Consider the following 19,884-nt stretch of genomic DNA (forward strand, 5'->3'; position numbering starts at 1 on the left):
AGCGCACATTCGCATGGCTGGGGCGATGCCGCAGGCTGGCCAAGGACTGGGAGAAATCCCTCGCTTCCGCAGAAGCCTGGATATAGTCGCTCACATTCGCCTGCTCACCCGCAGGCTCGCAAGAAGTTGATATCAAAACACTCTTTTTGATTCAGGCTCTAAGACAATTCCTTTTTACGAGTAGATCAACCCTGAAACGCGACCGCGTGCTCAGGCATCTGGTTCACGTAGGCCAAGTACGACTGCAACAACGGAACACTCTTCAACCTTGCCGGTGGCCAGAGCCAGTCCGCTATGTCGACCAAAGGCGTGCGGACTACAAGTGCAACCATCTGGTGGACGGCTCCTCTGCAACGATGGTAGCGCGGTTCGCGTGTCCAAGGCTGGGTTGAAGCTCTACGTCGCGGGTTGAGTGATCGTTGGCAAGGGTCGCGGCTCAGACGCCGAGGGCGGTTCGCAATTCCATGCAGGTGGTCCTTTCCTTTGGTTCCTGCATTTCGCCTATGGTGAGGCGCCGCCGACTCCCGTCATGCATCACGCCGACGACCGCCGCTTCCTCGCCGCGCCAAGGGTGTGACTAGGCCGACGATAGACCATGCGATAAGCAATTCCGAAACGATGTGGCTTCCTTGCGCGAAGTCGGCTCTGTCGAACAGCGATGTCAACATGATCCTGAGTTCCGAGGGTTCGCCGCGCATCAATCCTATAACCTTGATGACGTTCCTGACTAGGAGGATGAGGCTGCTCCAACACGTCCACGGTGTTAGGAATTGCCATTGCACGAGTTGATCTCGGACTTCTTCGTCGCGCGTCGCCAATTTCCAGCCCAATACCGCGCCTACGCTTGGTACCCCAACCACGCGGCCTATCGCCCTCATGCCCACTTCGAGGACCCTCCAGGATCGGGCCTGTTCGGATAGGTGTGGGAGGCCGAGGCATCAGAGGGAACGGCCAGACGCTACCATGAGGATGCGCCATCTGCCGAAGAGCCGTACCGTTACCTTCGTCACTGTGCGGAACGCGGGGCGACCGTCGCGTCAGCCATCCGGCTTTGGGTGTCATTTCTCCCCTGGCGGAGTCCACCGCCCCGACAAAAGCCTGACCTTTGCCAGTCTTCTACGGGCAAGCGTTCGCGCCAAAAGTTCAAAGCCGTGTCCATAACATTCAACAATGAAAGCCAGCCTCATCACGATCGAGCAGAAAGTCATCGATGGCATGTGTGAGCGCGTCAGACTTTTGTTCAAGCTGAAGCAGCAAGGCGCGCGCCTCTTCGATCGCGGCCCGGCAACCGTCTGCGTTTATCAGGAATCAATCCTGTCTAAGATCTGCAAGCCCTCACCTCGCCCCAAGCCAGACTCAGCGCATTGAACGCCGTTGGAGAGAGTTCCGACGAAAGAACATCGTCGCGTTTCGCGAAAAGGCATCGCTCGGCAAAGTGCCCGTTGATGAAGCATGCTGCGTCAAACGACAAGCAAGATCCGGGCTCCACCCAGTGATGTCTTCGAAGGCGGGGTGAGCCGGCTCGGGCATGCGTCTCGGCCGCAACCCTTAATCACGAGGAACTGTGCCGCAAGGCAAACAGTTTCTCTCTATTCTTCTAGCCGCCACGGTTCAGCCTAGATTACATGGGAAACGACAATAACGGAAAGCAAAGGGTCGCAAAATGAGTAGGGTGGCTGGATTAAACGAAGATTTGGCTGCACCAACGACCTTTGGGCCACTTTTGCAGCCCACCTTTCGTTCGATCTGGCTCGCCACGCAGGTTTCGAGTCTCGGCTGGCTGATGCAGACTGTCGCCATCAGCTGGCTGATGGCAACGATCTCGACTTCGGATCTGATGGTTGCGCTGGTGCAGGCATCATCGAACCTGCCCGCTTTCGTCTTGTCCGTCTTCGCCGGGGCTCTCGCCGACAATTTCAGCCGGCGCCGGGTCATGTTCGCCGGTCGGTGCCTTATGGTGATTGCGTCCGCGATGCTGACCGCGTCCGTGGCGCTGGGCTTTGTTAGTCCGTGGATGATCCTTGGCTTCAGCTTCTTGATCGCAAGCGGCGGTGCTCTCAATGATCCGGCCTGGCAAGCGTCTGTCGGCGATATCGTGGACCGACGCGATGTTCCCGCGGCCGTCACCTTGCTCTCCGTCGGTTTCAACACTGTAAGGACCGTGGGCCCGGCTCTCGGCGGCATTGTGGTTGCCTCATTCGGCCTCATGGCGGCATTCGCCGTGACCACGCTCACCTATTTCGTACCCTTGGTCACTATTTGGCGCTGCAAGTGGAAGGTTCGCTCGTCCCCTCTTCCACGCGAGTTGATGAGGACGGCGATCTATGACGGACTGCGCTTCACGGCGATGTCATCGGAAATCAAGGCAGCGATCGCGCGCGGAACCCTCTTTGGCTTGGCGAGCATCGCCATACTCGCGCTGCTGCCGGTGGTTGTCCGCGACCAGCTGGGAGGAGGTCCGCTCGCCTATGGCGCGCTCATGGCTGGCTTCGGGACCGGTGCCGTCTTCGCCGGCCTCTCCAACAGCCTGTTCAGACGGAGCTTGTCGCAAGAAAGGCTGATGAGGCTCTCCTGCCTCGCCTGCGCGGCGTGCTCCCTCTCCCTGGCTCTGACCTCTTCGATCGCTGTGGCGGCAATTGCACTCGCCCTGGGCGGCGCCGGTTGGGTCACCGCCTGGTCGGGGGTTGGCGTGAGCGTGCAGCTGGCGAGCCCGCGCTGGGTCGTGGGTCGCACAATCTCGATCTACTACGCATTGATAGACGGCGGCATCGCGGCCGGCAGCTGGGTATGGGGCACGGTTTCCCAGAACCATTCGCTGACCTGGGCGCTCGAGGGTTCCGCTGTAGCCCTTCTGATCGTCGCTGCAGCCGGCGTTCTGTTTCCTCTTCGCGAGCGCCGCGAGTCCGAGCCCGATCCTTTGGAGGAATTCGACGCCCCAGCTGTCGCTCTCAGTTTGAAGCCGAGAAGCGGCCCGATCGTGGTCAAGATCGAATATCTGATAGCCGAGAGAAATGTCGAGGCCTTCCTCGACCTCCTGCGGCAGCGGCGTCATGTACACAGCCGCGTCGGTGCTCGGAACTGGACGCTCCAGCGCAACCTTCAGAAGCCTATGCAGTGGACAGAAACGTTCCGCACGCCGACCTGGACCGACTACCTTCGCCTCAATCATCGTCTCACGGAAGTAGACAAGGAACTGGACGAGCGTGTCTTCCAGTTACACGCGGGAGAAGAAGCGCCTCAAATGACGCTTTCGATTGAGCGGCCGACAAGCTCGGCCCGGAAACCCGACCAGTCAATCCTTCACCTTCCCCGTCATTGAAGCCTGACCTTCCCATATCTGGGCATCAGCGATCGTTAAAGATCCGGGTGATGGATGAGAATCTCGGCGGCATCCGTGTCGTGCGTGCCTTCGCCGCGCAGCCGCACGAGCTGGAAAAGTTCGACCGCGCCAAGCAGGACGCGCCTTGATTCGGTGGCCAGAAAGTGATCGCAGGTCAAATCAGCGTCGGCACGCTGGCCCTGTTGCTCACCTTCATGACCATTCTGCAGATGCCGGTGCGCCAGCTCGGATTGAGGGTCAACTCGTTCGCGCGCGCCTCGACCTGCGGCACGCGGCTGTTCGAGTTGCTCGACGCAGAACTTGACATCGAGGACGCGGCGGGCGCCAGGGATCTCGTCGTCACCGACGGCGTGCTGCGCTTCGACAATGTCGGTTTCTGCTACGCGGGCTCGGGCGGCCGCCCGACGCTCTCCGGCATCTCCTTCGAGGCGAGCAATGCCTCGCCGTCTAGGCAAGGCGAATGCTCCGGACTTCCCAGCCTTTCTTGCCTTGCCCGCATTCGACAAACACCTTCTGTCCCGCCACCAGCACGCTGAGCCCTGAGCGCGTCAGGGCGCTGGCATGAACGAAGACGTCCTTCTCACCGGTGTCAGGAGCAATGAAGCCGAAGCCCTTTTCGGGTTTGTACCACTTGACCGTGCCCCCGCTCTCCAGCTGCGCACCGGTTTCAACGAAGGTCCCTCCAGCGACGCGCGTATGTGACGGATTTTTTGCGCGGTGATCGCCGATCTCCAGCACCTGCGCGACTTGATGACCTTTTGGACTTTTTTCGACCGTGATCTTGAGAGTCGTTCCCGCGGCAACATCCCGGCTTCCGGCCGCCTCTAACACTCGCACGTGCAGATAGGCCTCCGTGCCGTCCGACAGTTTGACGAAGCCAAAACCCTTGCTGACTGTGAACCACAGTACCTCCGCATCGACAGGATCTGCCGTCACGGTCGGCGGGCGCTGAAAATAGCTTGGCTCGGAAGTCCGTTCCGAAAAGGAAACGGGGTCATCGTCATAGCGATGCCGGCGTGGCTCGCGATGGTCTCGATATTTGCCCATGATCATCTCGACTGGCATGGATGGCGCACTGCGCTACCGTCAAGATAATCTCAATCGGGCGACGCGTTTATGTCAAAAAGGCCGTGAAGACCGCAGCTGTGCCCGGCCTATCGGCCGAACCCTTTGAACCTAGATTCATTTCCCCTGAAACAATAGTGCCGGCGAGTCGATTTACTGACTCGCATAGGTTGTGTTGGAGCGAGAGTGCGATGACGCTGGCGCGGGCGCGCTGGAAGGGCTTTATCAGGCATTGCGGAAAGCCTGGCTCCGGGTTTCTTCAAAAGGAACCGAACGGCCGGGTCGACGACCATTTGCGCCGGCTCCAGGCCACGGGGCAGGCCTGACCGTGCATGATCATCATCTCCAGCGTCACGCCCAGCGTCGACGCCAAGCCGTGGAGAACCATGCCGCGCTGTCGCCGACGAGAACAACGTCGCAATGTCGATCGACGAGCTTTGAATCGGCGCACTCAATGGGCCTCCTTCCCCAAGCACGGATGTCGCGTTGGCACTTTTTGTGCAGCTGCGAAGAGCTAAAATCGCCACGACGGGTGGTGTTGACGCGCCGACAATTATCAGACAAAAACGGAATTCAATCGGTTCAGCCGCCTACGCGGCAGGGCTGTGCTCAACGACGTCGGGGACCATGGACGATCGCGCAAAAGGGATTAGGAAAGGCGGAGCTGGAGGCAAGGCCAACGACGTCAATGCGGACTTGATCGCCGTTGTGGTCGCCATGGACAGCAGCGCCCCCTGCGTTCTGACCATCCCGCAGGCAAACGCCCTCCCCTCCGGCCCGTTCGAGCTTGCTCACCGTTCGCTGCAGTCGGGCCTCAGGGGATGGGTGGAACAACAGACCGGCCAGCCGCTCGGCTATATCGAACAGCTCTACACCTTCGCCGATCGCGACAGGGTTGGCGCTGACGACCGCGTGGTCTCTATCAGCTATCTGGCGCTCACCCACCAAGACGAAGCTGGCGACCCGGCCGGGCGACACTGGGGAAGCTGGTACGACTATTTCCCGTGGGAGGATCACCGCTCCGGCACACCGGCGGTCGTGTTGGACGAATTGCGGCCGCGCCTGATGGAATGGGCGGATGGCACTGACGACGGTACGACACGCCTCGACCGACGACGGCGGGCGGCGATCGCCTTCGGCTTTGACGACCGCCATTGGAACGAGGAACTCGCGCTTCAACGTTATGAGCTGCTCTACGAAGCCGCCCTGGTGGAGGAAGCAATACGCGCCGGACATTCCGCTGCGCCCACCTCGGTGTCGGGCAGATCGATGATCGCCGATCATCGTCGCATCCTGGCGACCGGCATTGCGCGGCTGCGCTCCAAGATCAAATACCGGCCGGTCGTATTCGAACTGATGCCGCCGGTCTTCACGCTTTTGCAGCTGCAGCGCACCGTAGAGGCGCTTGCCGGCAGGCTCGTGCGTAAGCCGAACTTTCGCCGGCTGATCGAGCAGCAGGAGCTGGTCGAGGAGACCGGTGAGACAACCGCGGAAACCGGCGGCCGGCCGGCGCAACTTTATCGCTTCCGTCACGCCGTTCTCGACGAGAGGGTGATAGCCGGAACAAAATTGCCGCTCTCGCGGGCTTGACCCGCCTTGCGCCAGCAGCCCTGACGATGTCGCGGACGGCTTGGCCCTTGTGAGAGCCGGGATTGTCGAGAATGACGATGTCGCCCGGCTTCAGTGTTTTGTTGAGTTCGGTTTCGACATAGACGCGAAAGGCCTGCGTATTGATGGGTCCGTCAATGACCCAAGGCGCCTCCACCCGATCATGCCGCAGCGCGGTGATGAAGGTCATCGTCTTCCAATGGCCATATGGTGCGTGGGCCATCAGCCGCTTGCCGCGCACACCCCAGCCGCGCAACGGCGCCATGTTGGTCTTGACCCATGTTTCATCCAGGGAGACCAGGCGCGTAGGGTCAATGCGGGTCTGATAGCGCATCCATTGCGCACGCCCGCGCATCAGCTTTGGCTTGAGCGGCTCGGCCGGCAGAACGGTTTTTTTGAAGCTCTTGCCCTCGCGGTGCAGGAAGCGACCGACGCTCGCAGGAGACCACGTTCAGCCAGTGCCGCCGTCAATTGATGAAGCGTCATGTTGGCATCTCGCTCAACCTCGCCCAGGACGAAAGCACGGTGCTCCCCGTCGATCAGATAGGGCCGATGACCACCCATCTTGCCGGGTGCCGCACTGCCACGGCGACGCTTGCGGCCTCGGGCGTTTCATGGGCGAAGGCGGTGGCGATGAAAGCCGAGACGACGCCACAGACTGGGCTGGCGGATAGTAGTTCGCGAGTCAGCCACGGTAGCGGTCGCTACGAAGCGCGCAGCACTTTGTCATCGGTACATTCCGTCCCATGCCTGAAATGAGCAGTGCAGCCATGTCGCCTCCTCCGCAGTCACCGTGGCGAAAGCAATCCTTCCGCTGCCACACGGACCTAATGTCGCCTGGCACTAGCTTGCTTCAGCAAACCACTTAGCGCAATTCTTAGGAGCTACCGTGCCCGCATCGCAGGCGAGGTCCGGGGAGGCTTGCTCACTCAGTTTGCCATTCTGGAAAGTCGCGTTCTTGCCAACGCGCATATTCGAGATATTCTCTCGCAATCGCCTCTACAAGATCTTGTTGGAGCTCTTTGCGAAGGCACGGCATTTCGCTGATTGCCAAGCTGTGCTCTCTCGCAAAATGAATGGCGCAACGATATCCGTCAACGTCTTCCAAAGTGGGACGGACTGCATCTTCCTTCCACTGATCCGCAAGTTCCTGCAGCAATGAAGGTTGTCCTTCTCTTGTGACAAACATGTCTGTGACCCGACGCTTGGCTCTCTCCAGAAAGGCGTCCGAGTTGCCGAGCCGCAACCGCCTTACATGCCACCGAAAAGCGCCATCCCAATGCTGACTTCGCGCCATTAAATTGAGAAGGGAGATCGAACCGCCTTCGAGGATGAGCCCCGGCTGGGAACTACGCTCATCCACTTGCATTATCAGCTTACGATGGGCGGTCTCGGCGTCGATGATGCCTGCGGTTAGCGGGCGCGAATCCAAGTAGATCCGCTGGGTAGATTGCAGTTCGGAATCCGAGGGACGCCCGCTGCCGGTGGCGATTTGAGGACAGCATTGTACACGATCCAGCGCAATGACCGGCCATCCGGTCTCTCGTGCAATTTGGATTGCCGCGTCGGTTTTGCCGCTGCAGGTCGGCCCGTAAATCAAATAGATCAGCATGTGTATGCCGCTTAGTTTATCGGAACTAACCGCCCCCCAAGCACAAGATACTCGGTAGGCTTTCACCGGACTTGTCGCAAACATTTTGACAAGCGGCGATTATGCCCTGAAACGACGCCATTTTCGAACTTTGTGAAGTCCGAAAGGGCGCAAGCAGCCCGTTCTGGTCGTTCAGTCCAGTCACCAACGCCTCTGTTTGACGTTTGACGACGGTCCACTTTGCACATCTCATGCCGACTGTGACGCAACGCGGCACCGCAGGATGGTGACCTCGTTGTCTCCGGCAAAAGATCGTTGCGCGTCTTGGGTTAATCGAGGCGGCGGCGCACGGGCGCCTTATTGTCTCGGAACATGGCCAGGAAGGCGGCTGATCAACAAAAGTGGAAGACGGTGTCCCGACGACCTCACCGATTTGTGAGGCGACCGAGGATCTGCCCGACATCGTCGATCTCGTCTTCGAGGTGGGCCGTGTGCCGGCCGCGCCGCCAAAGCCTCCTCCCCTGCCGGTCCGGCTGGAAGCCTCGTCGAAACGGCACAGGAGTACACCAAAGCCGCCAGCGCGCAAACACACAGACCGCCGGCGCCAAGGATTTGGCGCTTTTTGCGTGGCGTCCCCTCCGATCTTCCGGAAGGGGAGCTGGCTGCTGTTTTCTGGGCACTCGCTGCGCATCGCCGCTGCGCAACGCCGAACTGGACATCGAGCGGCTACGCGATGAACCGCATGGTCTGCCATTGTGAGGCTCTTGCTCGACACTAATGGCCTCTCCGAGGTGACGAGGCCGAGCCCTGACGCGCGCGTGCTGGAATGGATGACGGGCTCGATGAAGACCGCTCATTTATCAGCGTTGTGTCGATCGCCGAGATCCGGCGCGGCGCTGCCCTCATGGACAAAGGTCGGAAACGTGACGCACTGGCCGGATGGCTCGCCCGGGACCTGCCGCAGCGCTTCGAGCCGAGAGTCCTGCCCGTGGACGAACTGGTTGCCCTGGCCTGGGGCGACCTGACGGGCCTCGCGAAGCGGCGTGGCCGCGGTCTGTCATCGATGGACGGGCTGATTGCAGCCACCGCGATTTCCTGATCCATCACATGGCGGGGATATTCATGCGCTGACGGCGAACCACCCAGATGCCCCGCACCTACCACGATCAATATGGAAACGCCTCGGTGGCAGCCACGAGGTCGATGTCATTGAAGATGAGATGAAATAGGCGGATCAGCTCTGCTTTTCGCATCCTTGACGCGCGCTTCATGACAGGCCTCAGCCAAGGGCGTCGAGTTTAGCTTCCGGTTGGATGCTTGCCCTCACCTGTGGCTATGCTTACGTCCATCCCGATCGAGAAAAGCATCGAACGCGGCAGCGACAGCGCGAATTACAAAGCGATGCTCCCGCCGCACGCGGACAAAACCGTTTTCGAAGTCCACTATCCCGTCCTCGGCCAGCATCGCCAAGCGTTCAGCTGAATCGAGAAGACGGATCGGATCAGATCCGTGGGCGGCACAGATTGCCTGCACATCGGCCTCGAGATCGCACATTAGTCGCTCGATAATTGCGGCTCGCACGCGGTCGTCGTCGGTGAGGCGATAGCCCTTTGACGTCGCCAGACGGCCAGCTGCGATGTGCTGGATGTAGGAATCCCGTGTAACTTCGTTTTGGACGTACCCCTCGCCGACGCGGCCGATAGCCGACGCGCCGAAACCGATCAGGGTTCTGCAGGTGGTGGCCGAGTAGCCCAGCGAGTTACGCCGCAGGCGACCCGTTTTCTGTGCCAGCGCGAGCTCGTCGTCCGGCAAGGCGAAATGGTCGAGCCCGATCTCGCGGTAGCCGGCGGCAATCAGCGTCGCGGCCACGGCCGCATACTGTTCGGCGCGGGCAGCGCTGCCCGGAAGAACTGCCTCCTCGATGAGGCGCTGATTCTTTACAAGCGACGGGATGTGCGCATAGCCGAACACCGCAAGCCGGTCGGGGCGCATTGCGACCGCCGCCCTCGCGGTCTCGACGCAGGACTGCACCGTTTGATGCGGGAGACCGAAGATGAGGTCGAAGTTGATGCGGCTTACTCCATGCCGGCGCAGCATTTCCACGGCAGCCGACGTCTGCGCCTCACTCTGAACCCGGTTGATTGCTTTTTGAACAATGGGATCGAAGCTCTGCACGCCGAGACTCACACGGTTCACGCCGGCTGCTCCTAAGGCCTCGGCCATCTCGGCCGTGAACGTGCGCGGATCAATCTCGACGGCAACCGTAGCTGTTTTCGTGAGAGCGAAGCGGCGTCGCAGGAACTCCATCAGAGCCAGGAACTCGGCTGGTCCTATGAGAGACGGCGTTCCGCCGCCGAAATGCATGTCGCTCACGGGCAGCGTCTGCGGCGCTCGCTCCGAGACCAAACGGATCTCGTCACGCAGGGCCGCCAGATAGTTGAGGATCGGCGCATCATGGCGGGTGATGGTGGTGAGGAAGCCACAATACCAGCAAGCTGATCGGCAGAACGGAACGTGGAAATAGAGCGACACCGGATCGTCAGCCGGCAGGTTCCTGAGCCATTCCTCATAAGCCTCGGCGCCGACCGCCCCAGAGAACTCTGACACAGTCGGATAGATAGTGTACCAAGGCAGGCCGGCCTCGCGATATTTTGTGGTCTGCAACAGTTACCGTCCCATGCTGATAACCGCCAACCTTACCGCTGCGCTCGCCTGTGTCTTTGCGCTATGTCAGTCCGTTCCGCTTTGGGCTCGAAACTTGTATTTCTCAGCAATAGCGGCCGTTCAGTCTTGGCTGGACGGTCAGCGACTGGCCATGGCTGTTCCCGCCGCGACCCTCACGCGCACCGTTTGGTTCCACCATCCCTTCCCTTCAGGCTGTGCCTGGTCGAGTAGATTCTGCTGAGCGCGGCTGCCGCATCCAACGAGATAACACGGCGTTGGGATCAGACTTTGCTCGCCAGCTAGCGCAGCCCCATAGTGATCTCTGGCATCTCGATGAGCTCGTTGTGTGAATTGCTGGCAAGAAGCATTAGCTGTGGCGCGCCGTCTATCAGGACGAGAGGCTGCTCGACGCGACCGTCAGGTCGGCCGCAATGCCAAGGCCGGCGCGCCTACTGACTCCGTGGTGGAGGCAAGGCTGCGCGTCAGCGCGTGATTACCGATCATCGCGCTCGCCAAAATGACGGCGTCGTACCGAGCGGTGCCGCCGCATGATGTCTCAACGTCGGGGCTCACAGCAAACAAAGCTGTCGCCATTGAACGAAACTGTCGCGAAGCGAACAGACGAACCGTAGCCGAAACGTTTGCCGTTCGTGCTTTGGTTGATCCGCAAGGCAAAAAGGAAGGAAGAGCGAACCAAGGTCCGCCGGCACACTTGAGCTTCAAGCCGCAGCTGCGTGGTCAGGATGGCACGTCATTTGCAGTAGAAGCCTTTGTGACGGCCCGCCCACAACTAGCGGAGATGACGGGGATGATTTGTACAGAAATGTTGGATGGCGTCGTTTCGGCGATTATTATATTTATAATAACAATCGCATATTTGTAACAATAACGCCCAATCATATTCTCAATTTCTGATGAATATCTGGCGTGACGAGCGCATCAAACTGCTCAAATTCAACTCAATGCGCATCGTTATCGACTGTTTCCTTAGCAAGAGTTCATCACTGACGTCCATTCCTTTTACTCTTTGAACGGAGATCAACAATGAACATTAGGAGCCTCCTCCTCGGCTCAACTGCGGCACTGATTGCCGTTTCCGACGCTCGCGCCGTGACCGCCGTTGCCGAGCCTGACCCGACTGAGTACGTTAAAGTCTGCGACGTCTACGGCTCGGGCTACGTCTACATTTCAGGCACTGAGACCTGCGTGCGCATCGGCGGCTATGTCCGTTACGACGTCGGCTTGGGCCATGTCGGATTGGTTGATCACGCAAGAACCTCGGATGTGAGGACTGGTGAGCATCAGGGCACATGGCAAAACAACACGCGCTTCACATTGAAAACTTGGACCGGCCAGGAGACCGAACTCGGCACGTTGAAGACCTACACCGAAACCCGCATGAACTTCGGCAACCGCCACACTTCGGTTTCGGACAGTTCTCGGTCCTATGCCTTCAACGGAGACAGCACCTTGACTTTCGCCTGGATTCAGCTTGGTGGCCTCCGAGTTGGTAAGGACTGGTCGGCCTTCGACATGTTTATTGGCGGCGCGGGTGACGTACTCAACCAGACGCCGGTTCCGTACGGCGCTTTCGATACCAATGTGGTTCAGTACTACTTCGACGCCGGGAACGGCTTTTCGGCCGTGGTTTCGCTCGAAGAAGGCTCGGGCGTGGTCGGCACAATCGACAGCTACGCACCGCAAGTAGTCGGCGGCTTGAAATACACACATGGCTGGGGCGCGATCACCGGCGTTGCCGCTTATGATAGCAACTACGAATCGGTGGCCGGCAAGGTCCGTGTCGACATCAACGTCACCAACGAACTGTTGCTGTTCGGAATGCTCGGCTACGGTTCCAACGGCAAGCTCAACGACGACTCCACGAACGCCATCGACGCTCATGGTCGCGGCTTCTATAAGAGTTGGGGCGGGAACTGGGCTTTCTGGGCTGGCGCCACTTACAAGCTCAACGAGACAACTTCGTTCAACCTTCAGCTCTCCGGTGATCAGCTCAAGAACCATGGTGTCGCTGCAAACGTCGCCTATGCGTTTCTTCCAGATTTCACAGTTACGGCGGAACTCGACTATGGCCGCTACGGCAACTTCGCCGTCGGCAAGGTGGACGCTTCCAACGTGAACTGGACCAACGCCAACAAGAAGAGCAGTGTCGGCGGAATCCTGCGTTTCGAACGCTCATTCTAACGCGATGAAAGGGTTGAGCTCCGGTTGAGCGGACCAATCCCGCAACACTCCAAGAGAACGTCGCATGGAAGCTATACAAGATTGGAGCATCGATCTCGGGGCCGGACGATGTTTCAATCAGATCTGGTCCGGATGATCGCGCCGGCGATATTCATCGCTCGATTATGTGTTTTGATCTGCAGCTCTTTCATTTCCTCATCCTTCCGCCCGCTTGACGGACCCTGCCATCCAGCAGTACCCGGCCAGGTTTCACGTCCGAACTTGAAGTCCCAGTCGGGTCAGGACGTGTTCAACTTGTTGAGCGATTGTGGGGGTGCGGCCCGACGCACTGGAAATCGCAAATGGATCGCCTCCGTTCACCCATCCCCGCGGAAATTCGGGCGCTACGGCGTCGGCCTGGCCCGCGGCCGGATCGCCGATATAGAAGGTCCCGTCGGTCTAGATCGCGTGCATGATCACCGCCAGCTTGCGCGCCACCGCGACGCAGGCCTTGCGGTAGCAGCGTTTGGCGATCGCCTGGCCCCAGCTCTTGACCTTGTCGGAGCCCTTGAAGCGCGTCATCAGGCCTGACGCCGACTCGTAGAGCGCGCGCCGTACGTCCGCATCGCCGACTTTCGAGATGCGCCCCTGAATGTCGATCGTTGAGCCGGATTGCCAGCGTCGCGACGTCAGCCCGAAGTAGGCGGCGACGTCGCGCGAGCGGCGGAAGCGCGACGGGTCGTCGATTGCCGTCATGAACGAGAGCGCCATCACCGGGCCGACGCCGGGGATCGCCATGAAGCGCCTGCATGGCTCGCTCTTCGCGACCATCCTGACGACGAGATCGTGCAGCCGACAGTACTGTTTCCACAGCGCGGAGCGCCGTCAGCATGGCGTCGATCAGTTCGGCCGACAGCGGATTGTCCGCAACGGCGGCGCGCACCGCCTGCTCGAAAGCGCCGCATCCGACCTTGCTCAGGCGGATGCCGAACGCCTTCAGTGAGTGCCGGATGGCGTTTTCCAGGTCGAGGAACTTGGCCTTCAGGTTGCGCCGGTGGGTCAAGAGAAGCTTCGTCCGGTAGCAGCTTTGCGACTTGATGTAGGCCTGGCGGAACCAGCCGGTGCGCATCAGATGGGCGATGCCCCAGCGCATCGGCCTTGTCGGTTTTGTTGCCCTGCGCCGCCATCGCGGCGCGCACATGCACCGTCTCCAGGCAGATCGCCGGCAGGCCGAGTTTCTTGAGCTCGGGATGCAGCCAGGGCGACAGCGATCCTGCCTCTTGGCCGACGCGGCGCAGGCGCCCCAGGTACGGTTTGAGGATCTCGAGGATCGCCTCGGGATCGGTCACCACCGCCTGCAGATGCACCGCGCCCTCCCCGTCCACGACGCACACCGCCGTCTCGTCCATCAACACGTCCAGCCCACAAAGAATTCCATCAGCTGCCTCCTGTGTTGTTTCACAGGAGATTTTTTAGCAAGCCGGCGAGAAGCGCGATGCGGACGTGAAAGATGAAGGAGCGACCTGCCGATTACGGGCCGCAATCGTCCCGTTGCCTGTGTAAACGTCCGGACCCTGAACGTATTTGGGCTAGTGGAGGCTGTTCGTCCCTTCAGATCGGCCGGTGGGCGTGCGAACGGTTAATCCATTTCAGATTGCGCGATCCGATCGACATGGATAACCTTCATGCGGCGATTCCTGCCAGACCTGTCGCCAGGTCAAAGTGGACATGGACTACCTGCAAACGTGAATCGATCCTTTGGGTCGTCTCGTAATTGGCGACAGACGATCATGAAAAAGGAACGGTCACATGGCCTCTATTCTGCTAACCCTCGACAATATCGATTTTGTGAAATCCGAGTTGCGCAAGGCAATGCCGGGGGGGGGAATTCTGCGCACCTCACCGAAGCGCTTGCATTTGGCGTCGGATATGACACGCACGCAGCTCTGCTGGCGGCGATCATGACCTGCACCCGGCATCGTCCTATTCTGGCGAAGGTTGACGATGAAAAGATTGCCGCACGACTAGCCGCGCTTGGGAACAACATGTTTGGTGTCGTTTCCACAGGGACTACCCTCAGGTCGCCCTCAATGCCCGAGCACATATGGGTGGAATTCGGCAACGGTAATGTCAATGCCAACAATTACTGGTTCCGGGAATGCCGGAACCGCGACATTCCCAACTTGCGTATTTCCAAGCGCACCAAGTACGTCAAATTGAACTGGGATTGCATATCTCTGGACGGCCGTAGCGAGGCCCACGTGATGGGCGAGAGCGGAAGCGCCCTGACAAAAGCTATGTTCAAAACGTATCAAGGAATCGCCCGCCGCATACCGGGAAAGTCGTTATTCTCTGGCTCGAGCTTCGTGGGTTCTGTGGATCCACTACTGCCGGAATTAAGCTTGCGATCTTGCTGATGAATTCTTCGCTATGCTCTACGAGCCTACGCGAGGGCAAGCACTCGCAGCCTGAATGGTCGGAAGAGAGGGGCGCCGACCGGACGCCCCTTATCCGACTTCGACGTGAAACTTCGGATAGGCATCCCTGAATGCCGCGAGGGCACCGGATCGGATCTGGTTCAACCTGACCGCGACATCTGAGTCGACAGTGAATACGGGGCAATCCGGATTCCCGCACCCGCAAGGCCTGATGGTCTTGTCACGCAGACCGGACGCAAAAGCGCGTCGCAATTGATCTACCAGTTGCACGGAACGACTCACGCTCGTCTTTTTATGCCGATCCCGCAGATGATGGAGGGAGGGGATACGCCTTATCTCGTCGCCCTCGCGCGTTCGCCAAATGCCCGTATTCAGCGCGGAGATGGTATCGTCAATGGCCTGCCTAAACGCGTGTAGCGAACACTCTTGCTGAAATGGCGTGCGAAATGCCGGGCGATCAAACACGATGGCCATCTGAGCAAGAGCATCCATATCCGACAGACCCGCAAAGTCCTCAGCAAACCGCGTCAGTTCGGCAGCCTTGTCAGGAAATTCCTCTCCCTCGCAAAATCGCTTCAGCAGGTCTTCGCCGATCAAGCGCAAATGCTCCTCCAGCTCCGCGCCGCCCCAGATTGACAAATTATCGATACCGTTCGCCTTGGCAAATTTCTGAACGGCATCGCGGCGGCTAGCGGATACGGCGCCCCGCGTCACAAATTTGAGAGCTTCGAATTTCGTTGGAGAGGACAGCAGCCTTTGAATGTCATGCTCGGCCTTGGCCTGAGTGAGACTGCTGCGATTGACGCACTGGATAACGCTCCGGCGTGGCGGGCCATCGTCCAGCCGTTCAACTCCGACAATATCGCGTCCATGATCGCCTCCGGCTTGCCCATACCATGCGACATCGGTCCATCCGGCCCTGACATGGTAGGCAAAGACCAATCGTTCGAATTCGGGTCCGCCGAAATCCTCAAAATGGATTCTCTGAACTAGCTTCGAGATTTTTGGCATGTGTGATGCCGTCCCCAAATTCAGCCCAATTCAGCCATTCAGGATGTGCTATAAAAGGGCTAGGAATCGATAGCCTAAAGTCATGAGCCAACAAAAATATAAACGCAATCACTGCGTCCCTAAGGCATACTTGCGGGCGTTCGCCTGCGATAGTAGCTGTGAGAAAAATTTGGACTTTCGGGAAGTCAGGCGGCGATCCCCTCAAGTGATCTATCTCAAAGGTCGCCGTGAAATTTTACCTTTATGCCCCCGTCGAAAACGGCCAGCGCAATTACCAACTCGAACAGAAGCTCAGCAATCTTGAGCAGCTTTTTGGCATGCCGTTCTGGTCAGAAATCAGCACGGGGTATATCGATCTCAGTAACAAGGTTACGCGCGAGGGCATCGCTCTTCTGACGGCGGTTATGTACCTGCGCAATCCATCCTTCTTCAATCGGACCGCTGAAATTTATCAGCATCTTCGATCCTTCTACATGGCAGCCGGCGAACCGCCTGACAGGGTGGAAATCGGCGGACGAAAGTACGACGTGGATAAGGCATCATGGCCCGCGTATCGGGACGCAGGCGAAGATGATGTAAAGCGCATGTGGCTGGATAATTGACCCAAGCCTCATCGCTGGCCGAGTTGCTGTTAAATATGAGGTGGTCCATCATAACTTCGGAGAGACCGGTTTTCATCACATCAGACAGCCCGGTGACGGTTCTGCATCCGAGCATGCGTTTCCGCGGCCTCAAGGATGCGGAGACGAGCGTCATATTTCCGCTCAGTCCGACTCGCGTTCTGCATCTGGACAATCGGAACTCTGAGCCCGACTGCCAGTATTATGCGGTACCTGGAAAGGGTGAGGTTCAGAACATTCTCAACTGGCGTAACGTCGTCGAGCATATGTTCACACACCGTCACCCGGATGAAGTCAGCGCCGAAATGTTCGCCGTAGACGAAAAGGCTGCTTGAGGCCGCTGCTACGCAATCCTGAAGAGTGCTTTCGCACCTACCCACCACGCGCGTATGTTATGATCTATATTTCGGGAAGCACCGTGGGAGATCACCCTCAAACCCGCATCACAATCATAGACTTGGCGCAAGGCGTATATAGTCACACCCATCACGCGGGAGTCGCCGATCGGGCGATGCGCCGGTATCACCCGTACTCATTCGATTTTGACTCGACTCCAATGCTCCTCCATGAGCCCGGCGAGACGTGGGACGATGAAGCAAAGACGCTGCATGCTGAGAACCGCGAGAAGACAATATCGCGCATAAAGGACGAATACGGCACGTGGAATCAGGACGCAAACGTTCAAAACATTGTCGATCCCGGCGCAAAGCCAATGTCCCTGGTTGCGTACCATAATCGCTTCTATCATCAGGCTCGCCAGGCGTTCGTTGTAGGTGCCTACTATCCGGCTCTCGTTGCGGCTTGCGCGTTGGGTGTGCGCATCCTCGATCACTTGGTTCTGGACTTGCGGGGCAGTTTCAAGAGCTCGCCTCACTACAAAAACGTATATCTCGTTCGATGACTGGCCATTTGCCGTCAACGTGCTTTCCGAGTGGGGTGTTTTTGCGGATGGTGTCGGCGATTATTTCCTGGAGTTAGCTAAGCTGCGAAACCGGTGAATCCATTTCAACGCGGATACCTATGCGGCGCCGCGCGAAGACGCTCTTTCGTCACTGCAATTATTTAGCGCGATCATTTCCAAGCAGTTCGGCTATTTTGGCCGGCAACCGTGGTTCATTGCCGATACACCTGGAGCTCAGTTCGTCAAGAAATCCTTTGGGACTGTACCCTTTGTGCAAACGTACATCCTGGCGCGCATGGCGATGGGAGCCTGAGCGACGAGGAATTTGCCAAGGCATACCGGGAGCGAGATCGTGCGCGCGTGGTAACGAGGGAAATGATTGAGCGAGAGTTAAATCTGGCCACTAGATGAACGTTCTTGAAGGTCACCGGCCACTCTTGCGACAAGCCTCGACACCGAACGGACCGACCATCGGGCCGATCAGCATTGGCAAACAGAGCTAGCTTGAACATCGGGCGTTCGCTACATAGCGCTCATGATCGAGCCCTCAGAGTTTGCCAGCTGCTTCATCGAAACTTTCGACAAGAGTGCCCTAAAGATATTCCGTAGTTGGCTTGCCAAGAAGCCAGCTACTACCAAGTGGATCATTGCAGGGGACTTCGCGCTACGCGACAAGAGCCGCCCAGGCGACTGCTTCGCCTTCAGCATCATCCCGTACGATTTGTTTCCCGCAGACTTTGCCGAAGAGGTTCGGCAGAACCTCCCGAGAGACTTAAAGGACAGCAAGACACTTGGCGCCAATGCAGCGGCTTGGCTGCGGGACTCGCGCCATTTTCACATGCTGATACCGATGAGGCAGGATCGGGCCTTCTATAGTAATGGGGACATGAAGCCGAGAGACGTCATCCAAGAGAGCTTGGCGCTGACAGTGGCGGCGCTCATCTCGGCGGAACGAGGCGACGAACAGATCCGGAGATTCAAGGCTGCGATCCAAAAAACGAAGGCCAATTCATTCAATGTGGGGCTCTTCACCGATCTCACTCTGCTAGCCCTGTACCTTGCCATCATCTCGTTGATATTGTGTCGCGACCGCAAACCGGAAATGATTAGTTGGTTCTGCGACCGTGACAGCATGATCAATTACTGCGATAGCCTCGTTTGGGACTACGCAATCAATAACTTTGTTGGGTTGGCTGGACTTCTGGACATAGATGCATCGGGCATCATACCTGGAGTCGCTATTCCGGATAGCAGCACCGGCAAGGAAGTAATGTGGTTCGACCATTATATCCGGGCAGCAGACTGGCTAGCAGGAGCCATCGCAGCTTGGGACCGAGAGGCCAATTCCCTTCCCGGCGAGCAGGACAAGTATGTCCGAGTAATCGAAGACGTGGTGACCGAAAGTGATAACACCGTTATCCTTCCGGTCTATCTGTCAAAAGACGGAACACTGACAATCACGCGTCTCGAACTGACACGGGAATCTGCGGGAGATGACACACCAGATGGAGCAGTCCCCTCCACGTCTTGAAGACATCCTGATGTCGTGTCGGTGAGACGGGATCCACCTGATTCTTGCGCGGCGTCGCTTATTTGCGTTTCTGGCCGAACACCCGCTCCAAGTTCTCATACACCCCGCGATGCCGTTCTTCTGGCATGCGATCCAGATTGTGCAGCTTCCAGCGAACGGCGGGCAGCTTGTCCGCCCCTTCAATGCCGAGCAGATCCCATTGCGGGCGACGGGCTTTGAAGGAGAGCAGGAATTTTCGCTGATCGTCGGTCAATGCCTGATTTAGCCCGGTGATCAGCCGCTCGCGAACGTCGAGCAATTCATCGAGGCTCACCTCGATCTGCGACATGCGCAGAAATTCTCCTTCGTAGATGCCGGCAATGTCCTTGCGGGTTGGTTGTAGGAGTTCAGCCATCGTTCGGTTGTGACTGATGAGGTAGACGAGAAAAGTCTTCACCAAATCTTCGGTCAGCCCTTCATTCTCGAGCAGCAATTTGATATCGAAGAGATCACGCGGATGTTGGCGGTCAAGCGCCGCGCAGATTTTTCCGGCATATAGATCGGGGATCGAAAGAAGCTGCATCTCGACGTAACCGAATTGCTCTTCGACTGCGGGCGACACCTCCCGTAGCTCCTCGGGGAATACTGAGCCGCGCAGCACAGGGGAGAGTTCGATCTTGATCCGATCGCCGCCTTGGGTCACGAAAAGACGCAAGGCATCCCGCTGATCTTCGTACGATCTGATGATCTCCGTATCGGGCATCGCCTTTGAGATCGCATCAGCAATGCGCGAGAGCGCTTCAGCAATCTTCTTAAGCGCTTCGTCACGCTCGTCCATGGGCAGATAGACGAGATCGATGTCGACGGAGAGGATACCCTCCGGCGAAGGCCGCCTTGCGAGAGGACGGCACGGTAGCGAGGCTGCGCTCTTAAGGTCGCCCTTACGAGCGAAGTT

Annotated in this window: 17 protein-coding genes and 5 pseudogenes; 14 read left to right on the forward strand and 8 right to left on the reverse strand. The window is 58.5% G+C overall.

Going from position 1 to position 19,884, the window contains the following annotated elements; genetic code table 11:
• The 4 genes and pseudogenes from NKH70_RS33965 to NKH70_RS33980 form a co-directional block, all read left to right on the forward strand.
• Positions 1–130: pseudogene (locus tag NKH70_RS33965) on the forward strand (IS5/IS1182 family transposase); the annotation flags it as partial.
• A gap of 1,040 nt (positions 131–1,170) precedes the next feature.
• On the forward strand, positions 1,171–1,368 hold the full coding sequence (locus NKH70_RS33970) for a hypothetical protein (protein WP_353027316.1): 198 nt from the start codon (positions 1,171–1,173) through the stop codon (positions 1,366–1,368).
• A gap of 295 nt (positions 1,369–1,663) precedes the next feature.
• A complete protein-coding gene (locus NKH70_RS33975) occupies positions 1,664–3,319 on the forward strand; it encodes an MFS transporter (RefSeq protein ID WP_353027317.1) in 1,656 nt (551 codons plus the stop codon).
• A 32-nt stretch (positions 3,320–3,351) separates the two neighbouring features.
• Positions 3,352–3,813: pseudogene (locus tag NKH70_RS33980) on the forward strand (ABC transporter ATP-binding protein); the annotation flags it as partial.
• On the opposite strand, the gene NKH70_RS33985 reads toward NKH70_RS33980, so the two are convergent.
• Positions 3,788–4,387, reverse strand: a complete 600-nt coding sequence (locus NKH70_RS33985) for a cold-shock protein (protein ID WP_353026675.1) — start codon at positions 4,385–4,387, stop codon at positions 3,788–3,790. The pseudogene NKH70_RS33980 and the gene NKH70_RS33985 sit on opposite strands and share 26 nt — an antisense overlap.
• A 277-nt stretch (positions 4,388–4,664) precedes the next feature.
• Complete coding sequence (locus NKH70_RS35965) at positions 4,665–4,793, reverse strand: hypothetical protein (RefSeq protein WP_502902743.1); 129 nt, start codon at positions 4,791–4,793, stop codon at positions 4,665–4,667.
• Positions 4,794–5,032: 239 nt separating this feature from the next.
• Between NKH70_RS35965 and NKH70_RS33995 the strand changes: the two genes are divergently transcribed.
• Complete coding sequence (locus tag NKH70_RS33995) at positions 5,033–5,995, forward strand: NUDIX hydrolase (RefSeq protein ID WP_352469024.1); 963 nt, start codon at positions 5,033–5,035, stop codon at positions 5,993–5,995.
• 25 nt (positions 5,996–6,020) lie between these two features.
• Here NKH70_RS33995 and NKH70_RS34000 read toward each other — a convergent pair.
• Positions 6,021–6,368 (reverse strand): annotated as a pseudogene (locus NKH70_RS34000) (transposase); the annotation flags it as partial.
• A 119-nt stretch (positions 6,369–6,487) separates the two neighbouring features.
• Between NKH70_RS34000 and NKH70_RS34005 the strand changes: the two are divergent.
• Positions 6,488–6,772, forward strand: a complete 285-nt coding sequence (locus NKH70_RS34005; protein WP_352452632.1) for a hypothetical protein — start codon at positions 6,488–6,490, stop codon at positions 6,770–6,772.
• Positions 6,773–6,938: 166 nt separating this feature from the next.
• Here NKH70_RS34005 and NKH70_RS34010 read toward each other — a convergent pair whose 3' ends face one another.
• Complete coding sequence (locus NKH70_RS34010) at positions 6,939–7,625, reverse strand: isopentenyl transferase family protein (RefSeq protein ID WP_352474847.1); 687 nt, start codon at positions 7,623–7,625, stop codon at positions 6,939–6,941.
• 734 nt (positions 7,626–8,359) lie between these two features.
• Between NKH70_RS34010 and NKH70_RS34015 the strand changes: the two are divergent.
• Positions 8,360–8,700 (forward strand): annotated as a pseudogene (locus NKH70_RS34015) (PIN domain-containing protein); the annotation flags it as partial.
• A gap of 227 nt (positions 8,701–8,927) precedes the next feature.
• Here the strand turns inward: NKH70_RS34015 and hemN are convergent.
• Complete coding sequence (gene hemN, locus NKH70_RS34020; RefSeq protein WP_353027318.1) at positions 8,928–10,268, reverse strand: oxygen-independent coproporphyrinogen III oxidase; 1,341 nt, start codon at positions 10,266–10,268, stop codon at positions 8,928–8,930.
• 517 nt (positions 10,269–10,785) lie between these two features.
• Here hemN and NKH70_RS34025 point away from each other — a divergent pair.
• Together NKH70_RS34025 and NKH70_RS34030 are read left to right on the forward strand one after the other, a co-directional pair.
• Positions 10,786–11,151, forward strand: coding sequence for a hypothetical protein (locus NKH70_RS34025; protein ID WP_353027319.1), 366 nt, complete (start codon positions 10,786–10,788; stop codon positions 11,149–11,151).
• 161 nt (positions 11,152–11,312) lie between these two features.
• Positions 11,313–12,470, forward strand: coding sequence for a porin (locus NKH70_RS34030; RefSeq protein ID WP_353027320.1), 1,158 nt, complete (start codon positions 11,313–11,315; stop codon positions 12,468–12,470).
• Positions 12,471–12,911: 441 nt separating this feature from the next.
• Here the strand turns inward: NKH70_RS34030 and NKH70_RS34035 are convergent.
• Positions 12,912–13,858: pseudogene (locus NKH70_RS34035) on the reverse strand (IS110 family RNA-guided transposase); the annotation flags it as partial.
• Positions 13,859–14,239: 381 nt separating this feature from the next.
• Here NKH70_RS34035 and NKH70_RS34040 point away from each other — a divergent pair.
• Positions 14,240–14,866 (forward strand): hypothetical protein, encoded by a 627-nt coding sequence (locus NKH70_RS34040; RefSeq protein ID WP_353027321.1) that lies wholly within the window; start codon positions 14,240–14,242, stop codon positions 14,864–14,866.
• A 90-nt stretch (positions 14,867–14,956) separates the two neighbouring features.
• Here the strand turns inward: NKH70_RS34040 and NKH70_RS34045 are convergent, their stop codons facing one another.
• A complete protein-coding gene (locus tag NKH70_RS34045) occupies positions 14,957–15,898 on the reverse strand; it encodes a restriction endonuclease (protein WP_352509341.1) in 942 nt (313 codons plus the stop codon).
• A 227-nt stretch (positions 15,899–16,125) separates the two neighbouring features.
• On the opposite strand from NKH70_RS34045, the gene NKH70_RS34050 reads away from it, so the two are divergent.
• From NKH70_RS34050 to NKH70_RS34065, 4 genes are all read left to right on the forward strand, one after another.
• Positions 16,126–16,500, forward strand: coding sequence for a DUF4238 domain-containing protein (locus tag NKH70_RS34050; RefSeq protein WP_353027322.1), 375 nt, complete (start codon positions 16,126–16,128; stop codon positions 16,498–16,500).
• Positions 16,497–16,853, forward strand: a complete 357-nt coding sequence (locus NKH70_RS34055) for a DUF4238 domain-containing protein (protein ID WP_352458538.1) — start codon at positions 16,497–16,499, stop codon at positions 16,851–16,853. Before NKH70_RS34050 ends, NKH70_RS34055 begins: the two co-directional genes overlap by 4 nt.
• 59 nt (positions 16,854–16,912) lie before the next feature.
• Positions 16,913–17,419, forward strand: a complete 507-nt coding sequence (locus NKH70_RS34060; RefSeq protein WP_353027323.1) for a hypothetical protein — start codon at positions 16,913–16,915, stop codon at positions 17,417–17,419.
• 535 nt (positions 17,420–17,954) lie between these two features.
• Positions 17,955–18,950, forward strand: a complete 996-nt coding sequence (locus NKH70_RS34065) for a hypothetical protein (protein ID WP_353027324.1) — start codon at positions 17,955–17,957, stop codon at positions 18,948–18,950.
• 58 nt (positions 18,951–19,008) lie between these two features.
• Here the strand turns inward: NKH70_RS34065 and NKH70_RS34070 are convergent.
• The coding region (locus NKH70_RS34070) for a nucleotidyl transferase AbiEii/AbiGii toxin family protein (RefSeq protein WP_353027325.1) at positions 19,009–19,884 on the reverse strand (876 nt) is incomplete at its 5' end.

The organism is Mesorhizobium sp. M0991 (assembly GCF_040318915.1).
In the GTDB taxonomy this organism is placed as follows: domain Bacteria; phylum Pseudomonadota; class Alphaproteobacteria; order Rhizobiales; family Rhizobiaceae; genus Mesorhizobium.